Here is an 18,438-nt window from a genome sequence, read left to right as displayed (position 1 = left end):
AGGCCCGGCCTCGTGGGAGTCGACGAAACCGGCCTATGACGGCCAGATCGGGGTGCCGTCCTGCCAGATGACGCCTTTGTTGCGGCAGAGGCAGAAGGGGTGGCCGACCGGGTCGGTGTAGATGTGCCAGCCGTAGCCTTCGCCTTTGGTGAAGCGCTTCTGGAGGGTGGCGCCGAGGGCGGTGAGGCGTTCGTGCTCGGGTTCGAACTCGTCGACTTCGAAGTCGAGGTGGAACTGCTTGGGGTGCTCCTCGTCGGGCCAGTAGGAGGGGCGGAAGTCGTCGACGCGCTGGAAGGCGAGTTCGATCTGGCCGAACTTGATGCCGGCCCACGTGTCGGTGCTGTCGGGCTTGACCGGCTCGCCGGTGACCTCGGCGTAGAAGGCCGCGAGCGTCATGGGCTCGGGGCAGTCGATGATGAAATCGGTGAGTTTCAGCATCGGGTGATGGTCCCACAGAGCGGAGCGGATGCGAAAGGCCCGGAACGCGATGCGCTCCGGGCCTTTCGTTCGCTGTTACGCGGTGACCAGGCTGGCCTTCTGGAATTCCTTGACCGTGGTGTAGCCGGTCTTGGCCATGGCGCGGCGCAGGCCCCCGAAGAGGTTCTGGCTGCCGTCCGAGGAATTGCTGGGGCCGTAAAGGATCGCCTCGAGGTCGGGGACCTCGACGTCGCCGGAGTCGCCCGGGCGGAAGCGGCCGCGCGGGAGCTTCGGGTGCGAGGCGGCGGAGTGCCACCAGGCGCCGGCGGCCGGGGACTCGGCGGCGTCGGCGAGGATCGAGCCGAGCATGACCGAGTCGGCGCCGCAGGCGATGGCCTTGGCGATCGCTCCGGAGTTGGTCATCTCGCCGTCCGCGATGAGGTGCACGTAGCGCCCGCCGGTCTCGTCGAGGTAGTCGCGGCGCGCGGCCGCGGCTTCGACGATCGCGGAGGCCATCGGGACGTCGATGCCGAGGACCGTGTCCGTGGTGGACCAGTCGTCGGAGCCGACGCCGACGATGACGCCCGCGGCGCCGGTGCGCATCAGGTGCATCGCGGTCTTGTAGTTGGTGGCCCCGCCCACGACGACCGGGACGTCCAGGTCGGCGATGAACTGCTTCAGGTTGAGGACGTCGCCGCCGGAGGAGACGTGCTCCGCGGAGACGATCGTGCCCTGGATGACCAGCAGGTCCACCCCGGCCTCGACCGCGAGCGGCGCGAGTTCGGCGGTGTGCTGCGGGCTGAAGCGGATCGCGGTGGTGATCCCCCCGGCGCGCAGCTCGGCGATCCGCTCCGCGATGAGCTCGGGCTTCACCGGCTCGGCGTAGATCTCCTGCAGCCGCTCGATGGCGGTTTCAACCGGCGTGTCCGCCAGTTCCTTGAGCAGCGAGTTGGGGTCGACGTAGCGACACCACAGCCCTTCGCCGTTGAGGACCCCGAGGCCGCCGAGGCGGCCCATCTCGATCACCGACGTCGGGCTCATCGTCGCGTCGGACGGGTGCCCCACGGCCGGGATCTCGAACCGGTAGGCGTCGAGCTGCCATTCGGTCGAGACATCGTCGATGTCCCGGGTACGCCGGGTAGGCACGAGCGCCACTTCGGACAGCCGCCAGCCGCGCGCCACGATCTTGCCGGGGCCGATCTCGACCAATTCCCGCACAGTCACTCCTCCTACAGGGCCCGACTACCGCGTGTGGTAGTTGGGTGCTTCCACGGTCATCTGGATGTCGTGCGGGTGGCTCTCCTTGAGGCCCGCAGCGGTGATCCGGACCAGACGGCCGCGCTCATGCATCGCCTCGATCGTACCGGCCCCGGTGTAGCCCATGGCACTGCGCAGTCCGCCCACGAGCTGGTAGACCACCTGTGCGAGGGTGCCGCGATAGGGCACTTGGCCCTCGACGCCTTCGGGGACGAGCTTGTCGTTGGTCTCGACCTCGCCCTGGAAGTAGCGGTCCTTGGAGTAGGACTTGGCCTCGCCGCGCGACTGCATCGCGCCGAGCGAGCCCATGCCGCGGTAGGACTTGAACTGCTTGCCGTTCATGTAGATGAGCTCGCCGGGGCTCTCGGCGCAGCCGGCGAACAGCTGCCCCATCATGACGGTGGAGGCGCCGGCGACGATGGCCTTGGCGATGTCGCCGGAGTACTGGATGCCGCCGTCGGCGATGACCGGGACGCCGCGCTCGCGGGCGACGCGGACGGTGTCCATGATCGCGGAGATCTGCGGGGCGCCGACGCCGGAGACGACGCGGGTGGTGCAGATGGCGCCGGGGCCGACGCCGACCTTGATGCTGTCGGCGCCCGCGTCGATCATGGCGTTCGCGGCGGCGGCGGTGACGATGTTGCCGCCGATGATGTCGACCCGGTCGCCGAAGTCCTTGTTGAGGAGGGCGATCATCTCGAGCACGGCGCGCGCGTGGCCGTGCGAGGAGTCGACGGAGAGGACGTCGACGCCGGCCTCGACGAGCTGGCCGGCGCGGGCGTACTGCTCCTCGCCGACACCGATCGCGCCGCCGACGCGCAGGCGCCCGGAGTCGTCCTTGGAGGCGTTCGGGAACTCCTCGCGCTTGGCGAAGTCCTTGACGGTGATGAGGCCGCGGAGGAACCCTTCGCCGTCGACGATCGGGAGCTTCTCGATCTTGTGCCGCTTCAGCAGCTCGAGCGCCTGCTCGTTGGAGACGCCCTCGGGGGCGGTGACGAGGTTCCGGGAGGTCATGACGCCGGCGACCTTGACCGAGTGGTCGGTCTCGAAGCGCATGTCGCGGTTGGTGATGATGCCGACGAGCTTCCCGGCCTCGTCGGTCACGGGGAGGCCCGAGATGCGGTACTTGCCGCAGAGCTTGTCGACCTGCTCGAGCGTGTCGTCGGGCGAACAGGTGACCGGGTCGGCGACCATGCCGGACTCGGAGCGCTTCACGAGGTCCACGTGCTGGGCCTGGTCCTCGGCGGACATGTTCCGGTGGAGGATGCCGAAGCCGCCGAGACGGGCCATGGCGATGGCCATGCGGGCCTCGGTGACGGTGTCCATCGCGGCCGTCAGCAGCGGGACCGAGATACGGATATTGCGAGTGAGCTGCGAAGACGTATCGACCTTGGCCGGGATCACGTCGGATTCGCCGGGCAGGAGCAGTACGTCGTCGAAGGTGAGGCCGAGTGGAATGGCACTGGCCGCGCCCATCGGCACCGTGGTGCCTCCGACCCGCTCACCGGCGGCACCCTCGTGCCCCTGAATTCCGAAATCCCCTGAGAACGCCATGTCCCAATCGTAGAGCCGTAACCTGCGTCGCTCCGCAGCGCACACGTCCCCTTGAGGTGTGATTCGCAGCGGAAACACCGCGCATTGGGGGGATGACCGGACGGGCCCGGCGGCGATGCCGACAGGCCCGTTACGGGTTGACCGTTATGCCCTAGAAAAGGTCCTGGACTTCCTCGGACGCGGTCTCGAAGGTCTCGGACTCCGACACGGCCTCCCAGGCGTCGCCCGCGGTCTCGCTGACGTCCTCCCAGACCTCGGTGGCGTCGATGTCGGTGACCGCGTCCGCGACGCCGTCCACCACGTCGTCGAAGATCTCTTCTACGTTCTCGCCGAAGCCGTCCATGGCCGTCTCCTCAGTGCTAGCGGGTTGACTTGCGGCCCAGCCTAACCAGCGCCGCGCGCGGTGTCAGCACGCGGCTTCGAGGCTGGCACGCATCCGGGAGTCACCGCCCGCGCACCGCGGGCTTCCGGCAACGTCGTTGCCAAGCGTTAGGCTGGTAGATGTGTATGAGGAGCCACGCGACCCGTTCGCCGACGATCCCGACCACGCGGAGGCGATCGCCCCGTTCGAACCCGACCTGGACGACGACGACCGCGCAGACCTCCTCGAGGATCTCCACGAACTGGAGCTGTTCGAGAAGGTGCTGCAACCGCAGGGCTACCGGGGCGTCGTCGTCGACTGCGCCGACTGCGACGAAGCGCACTACTTCACCTGGGGCCTGCTCATGGCGAACCTGCGCGGCCTGCTGGAGGCCAACTGCGCGCAGGTCCACGAGCCCGCCTATGATCCCGACCCGGCCCACTACGTGACCTGGGACTACGCCCGGGGATTCTCGGACTGCTGGATCATGACGCACGGCGAGGACGCCGTCTAGGCGACCGCTTCGGCCGCCTGCACCGGCTCGTCGGCCCTGGGCTTCGGCGCGTTTCGCTTCGCCGCCCGCTGCTCGAGCACGTCGAGGCGTTCGGCCGCGAGGATCGCCCGGGTGAGCCCGGCCCGCACATAAGGGGCGTCGGAGCCGGTGTTCTTGAACGTCCAGATGCCGATGTTGATCAGGCCGATCGCGATGGCGTACATGAGTTCGTCCTGCAGGCGGTCGTTGTAGAGGAAGATCCCGATGATGACCACCGGCAGGGCGTAGAGCCACGCGGCGGGCTGCCAGGAGGCGAGGCGCTGCAGGGTCGTGATCTCGCCCTTGGGCACGGTCGAGAGGCCCTTGCCGCCGTTCCAGGCGCGGGCGCGCGCGTTCGCGTCGTGCGCGAACCACAGGCACGCCGAGATCATCGTCGCCACGGTGATGATCCCGATGGGGCTGAAGATGACCCACCATTGCTTCTGCACCAGGGTCGGCAGCAGGATGTACACGGTCGGGTAGACCGCCGAGGCCCGCATCATGAACGACGCCGCGCCCGTGCGCGCGCCTTTCCAACCGCGCCTTCGGATCGCCGAGTGCGGCGTCATGTCCGCGAAGATGTTCATGTACAGCCGCAGGCCCGGAATCGCGTAGGCGAGCGCGATGAGGCGGACCGGCAGGTTGTCCCAGGCGGCCGGGATCACGTAGTCGTCGGCGCGGATGTCGTCGAGGAACGGGATGCTCTGGGAGCCCGTGCGGTTGAGGAGGCCGTTGGCGTACTCGATCCACTTGGCCTGCCAGAAGAAGTCGAGGTCCCGCGACCACCAGGTGAGCACGAGCGCCAGCGTCATCCACGACAGCAGCGCGCACGCGACGGCCCAGCGCTTGAGGCCCCGGGCCTGGCGCAGGTGGTGGGCCCGCGTCGGATGGGTCGTCCTGTCGACGGCCTTGAGCTGCCTGCGGCGGACCTTCCAGATCTCGCGCTGCCGCTTGACGATGCCCGCCCCGGGCAGGAGGTGCTTCAACCGCTCGACGCGGGTCTTCGGCTGCTCCTTGTCGGCCGCCTCCAGCACTTCGATCTCGCAGACGAAGAGGTCGCGGATCTCGGTGAAGCGGCCGCGGCCGGGATCGATGTCGGAGACGGCCAGGCGCTGCTCCGGGTCGGCGTCGACGAGGTCCTCGAGGAGGCGGGCGAGACCGACCGAGGCGACATAGAACTGGTCGGGGACCGTCCCGGGAGCGCTGTGCGGGATCCCGCCGATCGCGATGAGCACCATGCCGACCGAGTACAGGTCGGCGAGGTCGCCGCCTTTGCCGGTGGCCTTGACCTCGGGTGCGATGTAGACGGACTCGCGGGACTCGGCGCCGACGAGCGTCCTGGTGTGCAGGAAGTTCACGCCGAGGTCGATGAGCTTGAGCTTCACCGCGTTCGGATGCTCGGCCTGGACGATGATGTTCGACGGGGTGAGGTCGTTGTGGTGGCCGACCTTCGCCGCGAGCACGGCCATCGCGTCGAGCAGCGCGGTGCCGAGCACGCGCAGCTGCCCGATGTCGACCGGCCGCAGGATCGCCGACTTCGGCTCCTTGCGCTTTTCGGCAATCCCGCGGAGGTGGTCGGTGAGGGTGACGCCCTTGACGAACTCCATCAGGACCCAGCTGTCGTGGCTGGCCCACACGGTGACCAGCGGCGACTCCTCGGGCCGCTCGTCGCCGCCGAACTCGCGCTTGTAGCCGCGGGTGGCCTCGACGATCGGCTGGATCCGCAGGTAGGGGTAGATGAGGCATTTGAGGGCGTAGTGGGTGGCCCAGCCGGCCTTCGGGGCCTTCGAGTCGACCGTGATGATGATCGACGTCGTGCCCTGGCGGTGGAAGTCCATGGTGGCGAACTCGATCGAGTCCCAGACCTCCGCCTCGTCGTCGCCTTCGGCGGGCGCGTAGAGGCGCTCGATCGCGGCGCGCACATGCGGGTGCCTGACGAGTTCGCCGCAGATCTCGTCCGCCGGCCTGCCGGCGATCTCGCCGGTCTCGTAGGCCTCGCCGTGATAGCGCATCCGGTCCGAGCGGTGCATGGCGATGAGCGTGAGCAGGAAGAACCCGAGGTAGCCGGTGGTCGCGTGCTGGATGCGCTCGTCGGTCTCCGGGGCCGACCACCAGGCCCACAGGTCGTCCACCTCGACGGCGCGGTCGATCCCGAAGCGGTCGCCGTAGGCGCGCTCGTCGAGCGGCACGTCGAGGAGCGCGTCGCGCCAGTCCTCGGCTTCCCACAGGTCGAGTGCCGTTATGGCCTCGCGGTTCTCGGCCCGCCCGGTGAGGTGCGCGCAGGCGGCGGAGAGGTCAATCGATCCGTTTGCCATGGGCGGTCCTCACGGTGACGATGCGGGGCACGGAGCGGAAGGAGCCGTCGCGGATCTCCGCGACCGGGATGCCTTGGACAGCGGCGGCCGCGACGGCGTGGGCTTCGCGGGCGGCGGTGATGAGCGCGTCGCGGTCGCGGGTCTGGTTGCCGACCTCCCGCATCCACGGGAGCGGCGCGAGGTCGAGCACCTGCGGGCCGTCCCCGGGCTCGGTCATCCACTGCTGCAGCCGCTTCCGCTGGCTGCGGTACTTGAACTGGGAGGCGACGTAGGCCCTGCCGAGGCCGGGCCGCAGCCGCTCCAGATACGAGACGGAGAACCGGCGTCCGGGCGAGAGCCGCGTGGGCGGGGCCTTGATCGGCTTGGTGCTCAACGACAGCACGTGGGTGCAACCGTCTTCGAGCGCCAGAAGATGCGGGTGCGCGGTGAGCACGCCTCCGTCCAGGGCGCGCTCGCCCCGGAACATGCCGGTCCCGGGGACGGCGACGGGCATCCAGCAACTCGCCTTGAGCGCGGACTTGAGGTCCTCGCGGGAGTCGAACTCGTGCGGCCCGATGGCCTTGAGGCTGTCGACGAGGCTGATCGTGATGTGGAATTCGACGGGGCTGCTCAAGACCTTCTCGAACTCGAGGGGCTTGATGACCTCGACGACCTCGTCGAACGCGTAGTCGAGGTTGAGCATGGGCTTGCTGCTGAACATCTGCCGCATGTCGACGAACTTGCGGGTGGCGAGGTCGTCGAAGTAGATCGTGAGCGGGTACCAGCAGTCGCCGCCCGCCATGAAGTACGCGGCGTTGATCGACCCCGACGAGGAGCTGTAGACGGCGTCGAACACCGGACGCAGCCCCAGATCGTCGAGCGCGACGAGCATCGCGGCGGAAGCGACCCCGCGCATCCCGCCGCCTTCGACGGCGAGGCCCAGCTTGAAGCCGTCGGCTCTCGCACCGGGCGCGGAGCCGGCGGCCTGACGTTCACGGATGAGCTCCAGGACCGGGTGGTCGTCGGCCCAGTATCGGTCGGCGTCGTGGGCATAGGCATCGGACAATTCGGCCTCGCTCAGGGGTGTGAAGGAGCGGCGGAATCGGATTGCCCCCAGGATACCGTGATCGCCCACATTGCGCAGTTCCGAAAACGCCGGCGGCGATTCCCCTGCCGCAACCGCCTCAGCAACATACGGTGACACGGACCACAGCGCGCCTCGCGCCGATGAATCCGCGAGGCGCGCGCGGTCTCAACACCGACACCGACGGCACCAGGGAAGGGCCCTCACATGACGCAGCTGCTCAAAGTCCAGAACTTCGTCGTCACCAGCGACGGCTTCGGCGCCGGCGTGGGCCAGAGCCTCGAGCACCCGTTCGGCAACGCCGACCCCGGGCAGCTCATGTCCTGGGCCGGCGCCACGGCCAGCTGGCCCAACCGCACCGACCCCGGCGGCACCCGCGGCCTCGACGACTACTTCACGCGCGACTTCAAGAACAACATCGGCGCGGAGATCATGGGCGCCAACAAGTTCAGCCCGTTCCGGGGCCCCTGGGAGAACTACGACTGGCAGGGCTGGTGGGGCGACGAACCGCCGTTCCACACCCCGGTCTTCGTCATGACCCACCACCTCCGGCCCTCGTTCTCGCTCTCCGACACCACGTTCCACTTCACCGACGCCGACCCCGCCTCCGTCCTCGAAGAGGCGAAGAAGGCCGCCGAAGGCAAAGACGTCCGCCTCGGCGGCGGCGGCACCACCATCCGCGAATTCCTCGCCGCCGACCTCGTCGACACCCTCCACATCGTCGTCGCCCCCGTCGAGATCGGCACCGGCGTCCGCTTCTGGAACTCCCCCGACGATCTCAACGACCGCTTCCACCACGAAGCGATCCCCAGTCCCAGCGGCGTCACCCACCACCTCTTCTGGAAGCAGTAGCGGCCCCGCGGTCACACTGCGGCCGCTCCGTTCGTCATGGATGCAAGGAGACCCGAACGAATGGAGCAGGGGATGTCCGGAGAGAACGAAGCTCGGATGACGAACCCCGCGTTGGTCCTCGGCGACGCGATGAAGGGGATCGGGAGCATCATGAAGGCCACCAGGAAGGGTGGCGTCGCAGAGGAGCTGCTGGAGCTGGTGGCCTTGCGCGCCAGTCAAATCAACGGGTGCAGCCCATGCGTGTACGGCCACGTCGACCGCATCGAGAAGGTCGGCGGCGAGGTCAGGAAGGCGTTCATGGTCTCGGCATGGCGCGAGACCGACCTGTTCAGCGAGGCGGAGCGGGCGGCTCTGGCGCTGGCCGAAGCCGCGACCCGAGTCGCCGACAACGCCCCCGGGGTGACCGACGAGGTGTGGGACGCCGCGACGAAGCACTTCGACGAGGAGGGCATGTCCGCGCTCCTCCTCTCGATCTGCGTGACCAACATGTTCAACCGGATCAACGGCGCGATCTCCGAACAGGCCGGGGTGACCTGGGGTTAGACGCGAGCACCGGCCCGCTTCGGCGGGCCGGTGCGTGTGTCAGAAGGGCTGTCAGGTCGGTGTCAGGGCGGTGCAAGGCGGGGCGTCGATAGTTGCCTCATCAACGAGGGCGACCTCACCGGAACCGAAATTGGAGCACCACCATGAACATCAACCTCACCCCCCAGGACGAGACCACCATCCGCACCGCCGCTTACGGCGTCGTCACGCTCATGTCGGCGGCGGGGATCGCCGGGTCGGCGCACCGGATCGGCACGGACGCGTCGCTGGCGCTCGCCGCCGCGACCGGCGCCGTCGGGCACGTGATCGCCGGGGCGAAGGCGAAGGACCTGAAGTTCCCGGGCAAGTCGACCGCGGCCGTCGCCGACCAGGTGCTGCCCGCGATCAGCGAGTCGGTGCGGCTGCTGGCCGCCGCGGACGCGGCCGAGGCCGAGAACTTCCGCTCCGTCGTCCGGGTCGTGATCGCCGCCGCGGAGCGCGCCAACAAGGGCGAGCCGAGCCCGGTCATGGCCGAGATGAGCCGGAAGATCAACGAGGCGCTGAACGCCTAGGAGACTCGAACACCCGCGCCGCCGCACCGACCCCGGTGCGGCGGCGAAACACGTCAGGGGGTTAGCGCGACCCGCTTCGCCCAAGGGCGCGCCGGCGCGGCGGGCCGTATCGAGTGTTCGCGGCGTCTGGTGAACACTGGGTCACGACAGGGCCGCCGGGACCGAAGGAGTCGAGCCGTGACCGATCCGTTCATCAGGAGCTTCGAGGACGCCGGGCGCGAAGGACCGCTGGCGGGTCTGCGGCTGGCGGTGAAGGACCTGTTCGACGTGGCAGGAGTGCCGACCGGGGCGGGGAATCCGCGGTGGCTCGAGACGCATGCGGTGCCGAGCGAGGACGCGGTCGCGGTGGCGCGGCTGCGCGCGGCGGGGGCGCGGGTGGTCGGGAAGACGATCACCGATGAGCTGGCGTGGAGCCTGAACGGGACGAACGCGCACTACGGGACCCCGGACAACCCGGCCGCGCCAGGGCGGGTGCCGGGCGGGTCGTCGTCGGGGTCGGCGTCCGCGGTCGCGTTGGGGCGGGCGGACATCGGGCTCGGAACGGACACCGGCGGGTCGATCCGGGTGCCCGCGTCGTACTGCGGTCTGTTCGGACTGCGGCCGACGCACGGCCGGGTGAGCCTGGAAGGCGCGGTGCCGCTCGCGCCGTCGTTCGACACGGCCGGGTTGCTCACGCGGGACGCCGCGACGCTGCGGCTGGCGATGGGCGTGCTCCTGGAGGGCACGGCGGAGGCCGGGCCGATCACGAGACTGCTCGCGCCGCAGGACATCTGGGACGAGATCGCGGAGGCGACCACGGCCGCGGTCTGGCCGCAGGTCGAAGCGATGGGGCTGCCGATCGACCGCGCACCGTTCTTCACGGCAGATGCCGGGGACCATCCACTGGAGGCCGCGCGGGTCGCGTACGCGACCTTGCAGGCGTGGGAGGCGTGGCAGGCCCACGGGGAGTGGATCGAGGCGAACGAACCGGCGTTCGGGCCCGGCGTGGCGATGCGGTTCGCGAACGCCGCGAAGCTCGACAGCGCCGACATCGCCGCGGCCCAACGGGTCCGCAGCGGCGTCACCGCGCTCGTGCGGGACCGGCTGCGGGACGGCGTCGCCCTGGCGATCCCGGCCGCGCCGGGACCGGCGTTCCCGATCGGCGACGCGCCGAACCGCGAGGCGATCGTCCGGTTGACATGCATCGCGGGCTTGGCGGGCGCGCCGGGCCTGGCCGTACCGGCCGGGACCGTCGAGGGTCTGCCGGTCGGCCTCCAGCTCGTGGCCGCCCCCGGCGGCGACGAGCGCCTGCTCGAACTCGCCTGACCACAAGCGGCAGACTCGAATCGAGTCCGCTCGGTCGGCGTTCGCCCTCACGCCGTGCCGTTCATCGCCGCGGCCTCGCTTGGACCGGAGCGCGCCGCCCAGCGTGCACGACAAGCGTCGGCTCGGATTCGCCCGGCCGCCGGCGGCAGCGCCGAATCGAGTCCGGTCGGCCGGCGTTCGCCCTCACGCCGTGCCGTTCATCGCCGCGGCCTCGCTTGGACCGGAGCGCGCCGCCCAGCGTGCACGACGAGCGTCGGCTCGGATTCGCCCGGCCGCCGGCGGCAGCGCCGAACTGAGTCCGGTCGGCCGGCGTTCGCGGCCACGCCGAGGCGCTTCATCGCGGGCGGCCTCGCTTGGACCGGAGCGCGCCGCCCAGCGTGCGCGACGAGCGTCTGCTCGAGTCGGTCTCGTTTGGAGCGGGGCCAGAGTCTGTCGCCGCGGCGTCCGCCCGGCACGGGCGGTCTCGCTGCGACGAGCGAGCCGCCCTTCGGAGCGCGGGGCCTTGCGGGCCTGAGCACGGTCGCGCGCCCGCTCGGGACGATGGGTGTCCCCCGCGGTCACGTGCGGTCCGGTTTCGGCCCGATCGTGAAGCGGCCGTTGCGGTCATGGGGGACCGTGCCGCGGGGCCCCCTCGCCCCGCGGATTCCTCGGTCCTGTCTTGTCACCGCTGTGAAGCTGTACTGCCTAGCGGCGGGTGCTGCTGTGCGACCCGCGTCGCGCGCCGCCGGGCGTGACCCTGCCGGTCATCACGGACCTGTTGCGCGCCTTGAAATCCGGGGAACGGTCGCGTCCTCCCCTGCCAGTCGGGACGCGGAGCGGATGGTCAGCAGACGAGGCCGGAACGGAAGGCCTCGGCCACCGCGTGGGCCCGGTCGCGCGCGCCGAGCTTGCGGAACATGCGCCGCGCGTGGGTCTTGACGGTGTCCTCGGAGACGAACAGGTCGCGCCCGATCTCCGCGTTCGACTTCCCTTCGCTCATGCCCCGCAGGACCTGGAGCTCGCGCTCCGTGAGCTTCATGCCCTGCAGCGTGGAGCGCTGCCGCGGCACGGTCTCGGTGACGCGCTGGAGCGTCGGCGAGGCGAACATGATCGCCTGCGCCAGCGCGACCAGCAGGTCGTCGGAATTGTTGGACGGGGTGCGGATGACACCCCGGGCGCCCGCGGCGACCACCATGGCCGCCGTGCGCGGGTCGGCCGCGCCGGACAGGAGGACCCCGGTACGGGGCGAGCGGGCGCGGACGGTCTTGACGAACTTGACCGGGTCGGGCGCGGCCAAGGCCACGTCGACCAGCACCACGTCCACTTGGCGGCGGCCGAGCTCGAGGAAGAGCTCGGGCGAGCCCTCAACCGACTTGACCGCCTGAGCCAGGCCCATGCGGGTCGCGCAGGCCGAGATCTTCTGTCCGGCTTGAGGAGTCTTAACACAGACCAGTACGGTTCTCACTTTGTTCTACCTTTCGCTGCGGTAGGCCGTGCGTGTCTCTCTGTTACCAGCACGCAGGCGGTCCGCCGCCATGACGCGAGTTCGCGCGGATTTTTCGAGTGACTTTTCGAGGTTCCGGGGCGGGGCGTGGACGCATGGTGTTCGGTCTCGCTTGACGCGAGTTCCTCGTCCCGGATGGGAAACTGGGGGCATGACACAGCGAAGAGGCGGACGACCGTACCGAGCCGAGTCCCGCGATTTTGGTGACCATCGTTCACATCCACCTCGCCATGACCTGTCTAACGAACTAACGGCCCTGGAAGGTACGAGTTACGGCCGATATAAATCCTTGCGTGGCAAATGGTGGGCAGGTCCGGCGATTCTGGACATTTCCCGGGTCCAGTCGGACCCGTACGCGCCCCCGAGCCGCGTCGCCCTCGAGTTCGACGCCGAGGCCGCTGACCTGCTCGAAGACTGGTACGCGACGCCGGAGCGGCGGCGGGCGCTGGCGGTGCTGCTCGCCAAGCGGTTCAGGAAGGCCTGCCCCACAAGGGACTTGAGGATCGACGGCGGCGGGCAGGAGATCCTGCGGCGGGCCTCGTGCACGGTGGGCGCGGACGGGTCGGTGGTGTTCCGGCTCGGCGCGCAGTTCCCCGGGCACGGGCGGCGGATCGCGGGCCGGCAGGCGGCGCGGCTGCTGTGCGAGATCCTGCCGGACGCGGCCGACGAGGCGCTGTCGGTGCCTGAGGAGGACGTGCTGGTGTGGACGCGCCACGCGGACGATGTGAAGGCGCTCAGGGAGTCCGTGGCGGCGGCGGGCCTGGTGGCGTTCGTCGCGGACGGGTCGATGCTCGCGCGTCGTTCGGGCGTGGACCAGCGGCCGCTGGAGTCGGGCGTGCCGTTCGTGAGCCCGGACTCGCTCGCGGTGGAGTTCGAGCTGCCGCACGCGGGCGCGGTGCGCGGCATGGGGATCGGGCCGGGAGTCACGCTGATCGTCGGCGGCGGCTTCCACGGGAAGTCGACCCTGTTGCGGGCCCTGGAGTCCGGGGTGTGGGACCACATCCCGGGGGACGGCCGGGACCTGGTGGTCGCGGACCGGTCGGCGGTGAAGATCCGGGCCGAGGACGGGCGCGCGGTGACGGGCGTCGACGTGCACGCGTTCGTCGACCACCTGCCGAGCGGCGACGACACGCGGCATTTCACGACCGAGAACGCGTCCGGTTCGACCTCGCAGGCCGCCGCCGTGGTCGAGGCGCTGGAGGCGGGCGCGAAGGCGCTGCTGATCGACGAGGACACGGCCGCGACGAACCTGATGATCCGCGACGCGCGGATGCAGGAGCTCGTGGCGAAGGACCGCGAGCCGCTGACGCCGCTGGTGGACCTGGTGCGGTCGATGGCCGACGACCACGGGGTGGCGACGATCCTCGTCATGGGCGGTTCGGGCGACTACATGGACGTCGCCGACCGGGTGATCCTCATGGACGCGTACCGGCCCGAGGACGTGACCGAGCGGGCGAAGGCGTTGGCGGCCAAGCCGACCGGGCGCCGGGTCGAGGCCGAGGGGTTCCGGATGCCGCGGGCGCGCGTGATCGACCCGCGGTCGGTGTCGTCCGAGTCGCGGGGGAAGCAGAAGATCAAGGCCGGGGGCACGGACGGGCTGCGGTTCGGCGAGTCCGATGTGGACGTGCGATCGGTGGAGCAGATCACCGACCCGGCGATGACCACCGGGATCGGGCTGGCGATCGAGGCGGCCGCGCGGCACGGCTGGATCGACGGCGAGGCGACCGTCGCGGAGGTCCTCGACCGCTTGGACGAGGCCCTGGACGCCGGCGGCGAGGAGGAGCTGCTGCGGATCAGGGACATCGACCTGGCGGTGCCGCGCCGGCACGAGGTGGCGGCGACGCTCAACCGGATGCGGGAGCTGCGGGTGCGCGAGAGCGAGTGAGGTTGCGGCCCTGGTGGACCCGGGCGACCGGGAGGAGCGCGAAACACCTGGCTCCAGGCGGCTGAACCTCTGTTTCGAGACAAAAAAGCGCCTTCGCGGCTCCGATCCCCAAAGGCCGCGAAGGCACTTGAACTCTATCGGTTTCCCGACAGTAGTGCGACTAACTGTCGGGATGTTGACACTTGCGGTTCCGACCCCCCGCTCGACCAGCGGCTAAACCGGGGGCCGGAAAACGCGGCAAGGCCGCCGACGATGTCGGCGGCCTTGCGTTCGCTCGGTTGCCGGTCGGAGCCGGCCGGGCGCTAGTGCGAGTGGCCGTGCCCGCCGTGGGAGTGGGAGTGGCCGTGACCGGCCTCCTCCGCCTCTTCCTCGGGCTTGTCCACGATCGTCACCTCGGTCGTCAGCAGCATGCCGACGATCGAACCGGCGTTGAGCAGCGCGTTGCGGGTGACCTTCACCGGGTCGAGGATGCCGGCCGAGACCAGGTCCTCGTACTCGCCGGTGGCGGCGTTCCAGCCTTCGCGCCAGCCCTTGCCCTCGACCGCGTTCACGATCACGTCGCCGGACTCGCCGGCGTTGACCGCGATGCGGCGCAAGGGCTCCGACAGCGCCGCTTCGACGATCTTGAGGCCGACGCGGGCCTCCTCGTCGTCGAGCTCGATCTTCTCGAGCACGCTGATCGCGTGCACCAGGGCCGCGCCGCCGCCGGCGACGATGCCCTCCTCGACCGCGGCCTTGGTCGCGTTGACCGCGTCCTCGATCCGGTGCTTGCGCTCCTTCAGCTCGACCTCGGTGGCCGCGCCGACCTGGATGACGGCGACGCCGCCCGAGAGCTTCGCGAGGCGCTCCTCGAGCTTCTCGCGGTCCCAGGACGACTCGGTCGTGGAGGCCTGCTGCTTGATCTGCGCGATGCGGGCGTCGACGGCATCCTTCTCCCCGGCGCCGTCCACGATCGTGGTGGCGTCCTTGGAAACGGTGACGCGGCGGGCCCGGCCCAGGTGCGACAGGTCGGCGGCCTTGAGCTCGAGGCCCACCTCGGAGGAGATGACCTCGGCGCCCGTGAGGGCCGCGATGTCGCCCAGGATGGCCTTGCGGCGGTCGCCGAAGGCCGGGGCCTTGACGGCGCACACGCGCAGGGTGCCGCGCAGGGCGTTCACCGTCAGGGTCGCGAGGGCCTGGCCCTCGACGTCCTCGGCGATGATCAGCAGCGGCTTCGAGGTCTCGACGACCCGCTCCAGCACCGGCAGCAGCTCCTCGATGGAGCCGACCTTGGCGTTGGTGATGAGGATGTAGGGGTCCTCGAAGACCGTCTGGCGCGAATCCTGGTCGGTGATGAAGTTCGGCGAGATGAAGCCCTTGTCGAACTGCATGCCCTCGGTGACCTCGAGCACGGTCTCCAGGCTGGAGCCGTCCTCGACCGAGATGACGCCCTCGGCGCCGACCGCGTCCATCGCCTTCGCGATGAGCTCGCCGATCTCCGGGTCCTGCGCCGAGACGGCCGCGACCTGCGCGATGTGCTCGTGCGAGTCGATCTGGATGGCCTGGGCCAGCAGCTCCTCGGACACGGCGTTCGCGGCGGCCTCGATGCCCCGGCGGATCGCGATCGGGTTCGCCCCGGCCGTGACCGCCTTGATGCCCGCGCGGCTCATCTTCTGAGCGAGCACGGTCGCGGTGGTGGTGCCGTCGCCCGCGACGTCGTTCGTCTTGGTCGCGACCTCCTTGACCAGCTGCGCGCCGAGGTTGGCGTACGGGTCGGCGAGCTCGATCTCCTTGGCGATGGTCACGCCGTCGTTGGTGATCAGCGGCGCGCCGAAGGAGCGCTGGAGGACCACGTTGCGGCCCTTGGGGCCCAACGTGACCTTGACGGTGTCGGCGAGGTGGTCGATGCCGTGCAGCAGGTTGTGCCGCGCGTCCTCGGCGAAGTTGAGAATCTTCGGCATGGTTTCCCTTCCTAAGACACGAGCGGGCCCTTCAGGTGAAGGGCCCGGAACGTGCTAGTTCTCGACGACCGCGAGGACGTCGCGCGAGGACAGGACCAGGTACTCCTCGCCGTTGTACTTGACCTCGGTGCCGCCGTACTTGGAGTAGATGACCACGTCGCCGACCTTGACGTCGATCGGGAGGCGGTTGCCCTTGTCGTCGAAGGCGCCCGGGCCCACGGCCAGAACGGTGCCCTCCTGGGGCTTCTCCTTGGCGGTGTCGGGGATGACCAGCCCGGAGGCGGTGGTGGTCTCGGCCTCGTTCGCCTGGACCACGATGCGGTCGCCCAGCGGCTTGATGGCAGCCTTGCTCACTTGGTTTCTCCAAACCTGCGTGTTCAATACGGATGTCGCCACGACGGCACGGGTCTCGTCGTCGCGGGTGCCGAGGCACCGGCCCGTGGCTGTTGGCACTCTCGAGGCGAGAGTGCCAAGCCGATCATAGCGCTTAGCAATCTCGGTCTGCGAGTGCTAAGGGTCAAGATAGTTCCCCCAGGTGGGGGCGTCAACACGGGGTCTTCGAAGTCATAGCCCCGCGCCCGCGGGCACCGCCGGTGAGGGATCATGAAACCCGTGGAACCCAGCCTGCTCGCCGCCCTCCGGGCCGACCCCGAGCTTCAGCGAACCGCCGCCGAGGCCCTCGTCCGCGACGGCGACCGCGCCCCGCTCGCGCTCCGCAAGGCCGGCGTCGCACCGGACCTCGCCGCCGCCGCCCTTACCCTCGCCGACCTCCGCCGGCACGCCGCGGCCAAGTTCGGCGCGCGCGCCGAGCGGCTGTTCTTCACCCGGGCGGGTCTCGAGCAGGCCACGCGGTGGGTCGTCGCGGAGCGGCGGGCGGCGCGGTTCGCCGCGCACGCGGGCGAGGTGACCGACCTGTGCTGCGGGCTCGGCACGGAGGCCCTGGCGTTCGCTGAGGCGGGCATGCGGGTCGAGGCCGTGGACATGAGCGAGGAGACGGCCGCGTACGCGAGAGCGAACTCCGAGGCGCTGGGGCTGCGGTTCGAGGTCGCGGTCGGGGACGCGCTGCGGACCCCGCTCGCCGAATCGGCCTTCGCGGACCCGGCGCGCCGGTCGGGCGGCACGAGGAACTTCAACCCGGCGGACTACTCGCCGCCACTCGATACCCTGCTCGCGCACATGTCGAAGACCCGATTCGCCGCTTTGAAACTCGGCCCGGGAATCAGCCATGGGTGGATTCCCGAAGGCGCCGAAGCGGAATGGGTCTCGGTGGACCGGGACGTGGTCGAGGCGTGCCTGTGGCTGGGCGAGGCGGCCGAGGTGCCGAGGCGCGCCAGCGTGTGCAAGGCGGGCGAGTGGCACGAGCTGACGGGCAGCGGCGAGGAGCGGGCAGTGGTCGGCGAGATCGCGGACTACCTGTACGAACCGGACGGGGCGGTGATCCGGGCGGGGTTGGTCGCCGAACTGGCGGAACGACTGGAAGCGAACACCGCCCACGAGACCATCGCCTACCTCTACGGCGACAACCTGATCGAGACCCCGTTCGCGAGGGCCTGGAAGGTGGAGGAGGTCTGGCCCCTCCACCCCAAGAAGCTCAAGGCCCTACTGGCGGAACGCGGTATCGGCCGCCTCACGATCAAGCAGCGGGGCACCGGCATCGACCCGGCAGCCCTGCGGAAGCAATTGAAGCTCAAGGGAACCAACGAAGCGACACTAGTCCTCACGCGGCTTGGCGAGTCTCACGCGGCAATCCTCTGCGCAGAGGTTTAAGCGGCGGCGAACGGCTTGATCCGACGTAGCTCGTTCCCGAGCCGATCGCGCTCGATCTCGAGGTCGTAGCGATTCTGGAGGTTCATCCAGAACCGATCCGAGGTGCCGAAGTACCGCGCGAGCCGCAGGGCGGTGTCAGCGGTGATGCGCCTCCTGCCATGCAGGATCTCGCCGATCCGCGGGGCGGGTACATCAAGCTCCTTCGCAAGCCGATAAGGCGTGATACCCAAGGGCTCCAGGAACTCCTCAGCCAGGATCTCCCCCGGATGAATCGGTGGCATCAACGCTTCCATCGGCCTCCCCTTCCCGTGTCGCTTCAACCTCAATCTAGTGATAGTCAACGATCTCTACCCCCTCCGGGCCTGCATCCGTCCAGCGGAAGCAAACACGCCACTGCTGGTTGACCCGGATGCTGTGCTGCCCTTCGCGGTCGCCTTTCAGCTTCTCAAGGCGGTTGCCGGGCGGCACCCGAAGGTCCTCGAGGGTCTCGGCCGCGTCGAGAATCAGCAGCTTCTTGAGCGCGGCGCGCTGCGTAGCATCGTCATACTTCCTCGATCGCTTCCTCTCAAAGATCCGCTCGGCTTCTTTGTCGGCGAATGATCTAAGCACAACC

18 protein-coding genes are annotated in these 18,438 nt (G+C 69.6%); 7 read left to right on the top strand and 11 right to left on the bottom strand.

Features of this window, described 5'->3' with window-relative positions; genetic code table 11:
* Positions 1–33: 33 nt before the first annotated feature.
* The 4 genes from AB0K52_RS05885 to AB0K52_RS05870 all read right to left on the bottom strand — a co-directional run bounded on the left by AB0K52_RS05885 (position 34) and on the right by AB0K52_RS05870 (position 3,571).
* Entirely contained in the window at positions 34–438 is a 405-nt protein-coding gene (locus AB0K52_RS05885) for a VOC family protein (RefSeq protein ID WP_363526716.1), read from the bottom strand.
* 75 nt (positions 439–513) lie between these two features.
* Positions 514–1,635: a GuaB3 family IMP dehydrogenase-related protein gene (locus tag AB0K52_RS05880; protein WP_208496778.1), complete on the bottom strand. Its 1,122-nt coding sequence runs from the start codon at positions 1,633–1,635 to the stop codon at positions 514–516.
* 24 nt (positions 1,636–1,659) lie between these two features.
* Positions 1,660–3,150, bottom strand: a complete 1,491-nt coding sequence (gene guaB, locus AB0K52_RS05875; protein WP_208496883.1) for an IMP dehydrogenase — start codon at positions 3,148–3,150, stop codon at positions 1,660–1,662.
* A gap of 229 nt (positions 3,151–3,379) precedes the next feature.
* Positions 3,380–3,571 (bottom strand): hypothetical protein, encoded by a 192-nt coding sequence (locus AB0K52_RS05870; RefSeq protein ID WP_363526712.1) that lies wholly within the window; start codon positions 3,569–3,571, stop codon positions 3,380–3,382.
* Between the two features lie 160 nt (positions 3,572–3,731).
* Here AB0K52_RS05870 and AB0K52_RS05865 point away from each other — a divergent pair, with 160 nt between their 5' ends.
* On the top strand, positions 3,732–4,103 hold the full coding sequence (locus AB0K52_RS05865) for a DUF5319 family protein (RefSeq protein WP_208496780.1): 372 nt from the start codon (positions 3,732–3,734) through the stop codon (positions 4,101–4,103).
* On the opposite strand, the gene AB0K52_RS05860 is transcribed toward AB0K52_RS05865, so the two are convergent.
* Both AB0K52_RS05860 and AB0K52_RS05855 read right to left on the bottom strand, forming a co-directional pair.
* Entirely contained in the window at positions 4,100–6,436 is a 2,337-nt protein-coding gene (locus tag AB0K52_RS05860) for a hypothetical protein (RefSeq protein ID WP_363526709.1), read from the bottom strand. The genes AB0K52_RS05865 and AB0K52_RS05860 overlap by 4 nt on opposite strands.
* Entirely contained in the window at positions 6,417–7,481 is a 1,065-nt protein-coding gene (locus AB0K52_RS05855; RefSeq protein ID WP_363526706.1) for a patatin-like phospholipase family protein, read from the bottom strand. Before AB0K52_RS05855 ends, AB0K52_RS05860 begins: the two co-directional genes overlap by 20 nt.
* 225 nt (positions 7,482–7,706) lie before the next feature.
* Here AB0K52_RS05855 and AB0K52_RS05850 point away from each other — a divergent pair, with 225 nt between their 5' ends.
* From AB0K52_RS05850 to AB0K52_RS05835, 4 genes are all read left to right on the top strand, one after another.
* Entirely contained in the window at positions 7,707–8,351 is a 645-nt protein-coding gene (locus AB0K52_RS05850; protein WP_363526703.1) for a dihydrofolate reductase family protein, read from the top strand.
* A gap of 72 nt (positions 8,352–8,423) precedes the next feature.
* Positions 8,424–8,894 carry a carboxymuconolactone decarboxylase family protein gene (locus AB0K52_RS05845; RefSeq protein WP_363526700.1) on the top strand — a complete coding sequence of 157 codons (471 nt, stop codon included), beginning with the start codon at positions 8,424–8,426 and terminating at the stop codon, positions 8,892–8,894.
* 143 nt (positions 8,895–9,037) lie between these two features.
* Positions 9,038–9,445 (top strand): hypothetical protein, encoded by a 408-nt coding sequence (locus AB0K52_RS05840; protein WP_363526697.1) that lies wholly within the window; start codon positions 9,038–9,040, stop codon positions 9,443–9,445.
* A 177-nt stretch (positions 9,446–9,622) separates the two neighbouring features.
* Positions 9,623–10,750: an amidase gene (locus AB0K52_RS05835; RefSeq protein WP_363526694.1), complete on the top strand. Its 1,128-nt coding sequence runs from the start codon at positions 9,623–9,625 to the stop codon at positions 10,748–10,750.
* A gap of 823 nt (positions 10,751–11,573) precedes the next feature.
* Here the strand turns inward: AB0K52_RS05835 and AB0K52_RS05830 are convergent.
* Positions 11,574–12,194 carry a response regulator transcription factor gene (locus AB0K52_RS05830; RefSeq protein WP_081912923.1) on the bottom strand — a complete coding sequence of 207 codons (621 nt, stop codon included), beginning with the start codon at positions 12,192–12,194 and terminating at the stop codon, positions 11,574–11,576.
* A gap of 190 nt (positions 12,195–12,384) precedes the next feature.
* On the opposite strand from AB0K52_RS05830, the gene AB0K52_RS05825 reads away from it, so the two are divergent.
* Entirely contained in the window at positions 12,385–14,118 is a 1,734-nt protein-coding gene (locus AB0K52_RS05825) for an ABC-ATPase domain-containing protein (protein ID WP_363526691.1), read from the top strand.
* Positions 14,119–14,420: 302 nt separating this feature from the next.
* Here AB0K52_RS05825 and groL read toward each other — a convergent pair whose 3' ends face one another.
* Complete coding sequence (gene groL, locus AB0K52_RS05820) at positions 14,421–16,058, bottom strand: chaperonin GroEL (protein WP_363526688.1); 1,638 nt, start codon at positions 16,056–16,058, stop codon at positions 14,421–14,423.
* A gap of 54 nt (positions 16,059–16,112) precedes the next feature.
* The gene (gene groES, locus AB0K52_RS05815; protein ID WP_270118789.1) at positions 16,113–16,412 is read right to left on the bottom strand and encodes a co-chaperone GroES; all 300 of its coding nucleotides are present in this window, start codon (positions 16,410–16,412) and stop codon (positions 16,113–16,115) included.
* A 249-nt stretch (positions 16,413–16,661) separates the two neighbouring features.
* Here groES and AB0K52_RS05810 point away from each other — a divergent pair, with 249 nt between their 5' ends.
* On the top strand, positions 16,662–17,825 hold the full coding sequence (locus tag AB0K52_RS05810; protein ID WP_363526685.1) for a class I SAM-dependent methyltransferase: 1,164 nt from the start codon (positions 16,662–16,664) through the stop codon (positions 17,823–17,825).
* Here the strand turns inward: AB0K52_RS05810 and AB0K52_RS05805 are convergent.
* Together AB0K52_RS05805 and AB0K52_RS05800 are read right to left on the bottom strand one after the other, a co-directional pair.
* Positions 17,822–18,118, bottom strand: coding sequence for a HigA family addiction module antitoxin (locus AB0K52_RS05805; RefSeq protein ID WP_363526682.1), 297 nt, complete (start codon positions 18,116–18,118; stop codon positions 17,822–17,824). The two genes, AB0K52_RS05810 and AB0K52_RS05805, sit on opposite strands and share 4 nt — an antisense overlap.
* A 34-nt stretch (positions 18,119–18,152) precedes the next feature.
* Positions 18,153–18,434, bottom strand: a complete 282-nt coding sequence (locus tag AB0K52_RS05800) for a type II toxin-antitoxin system RelE/ParE family toxin (RefSeq protein WP_363526680.1) — start codon at positions 18,432–18,434, stop codon at positions 18,153–18,155.
* Positions 18,435–18,438: the final 4 nt, after the last annotated feature.

Origin of the sequence: Glycomyces sp. NPDC049804, assembly GCF_040674615.1 — a bacterium.
GTDB classification, from domain to species: domain Bacteria; phylum Actinomycetota; class Actinomycetes; order Mycobacteriales; family Micromonosporaceae; genus Glycomyces; species Glycomyces niveus.
This window is presented reverse-complemented; position numbering and strand designations above follow the sequence as displayed.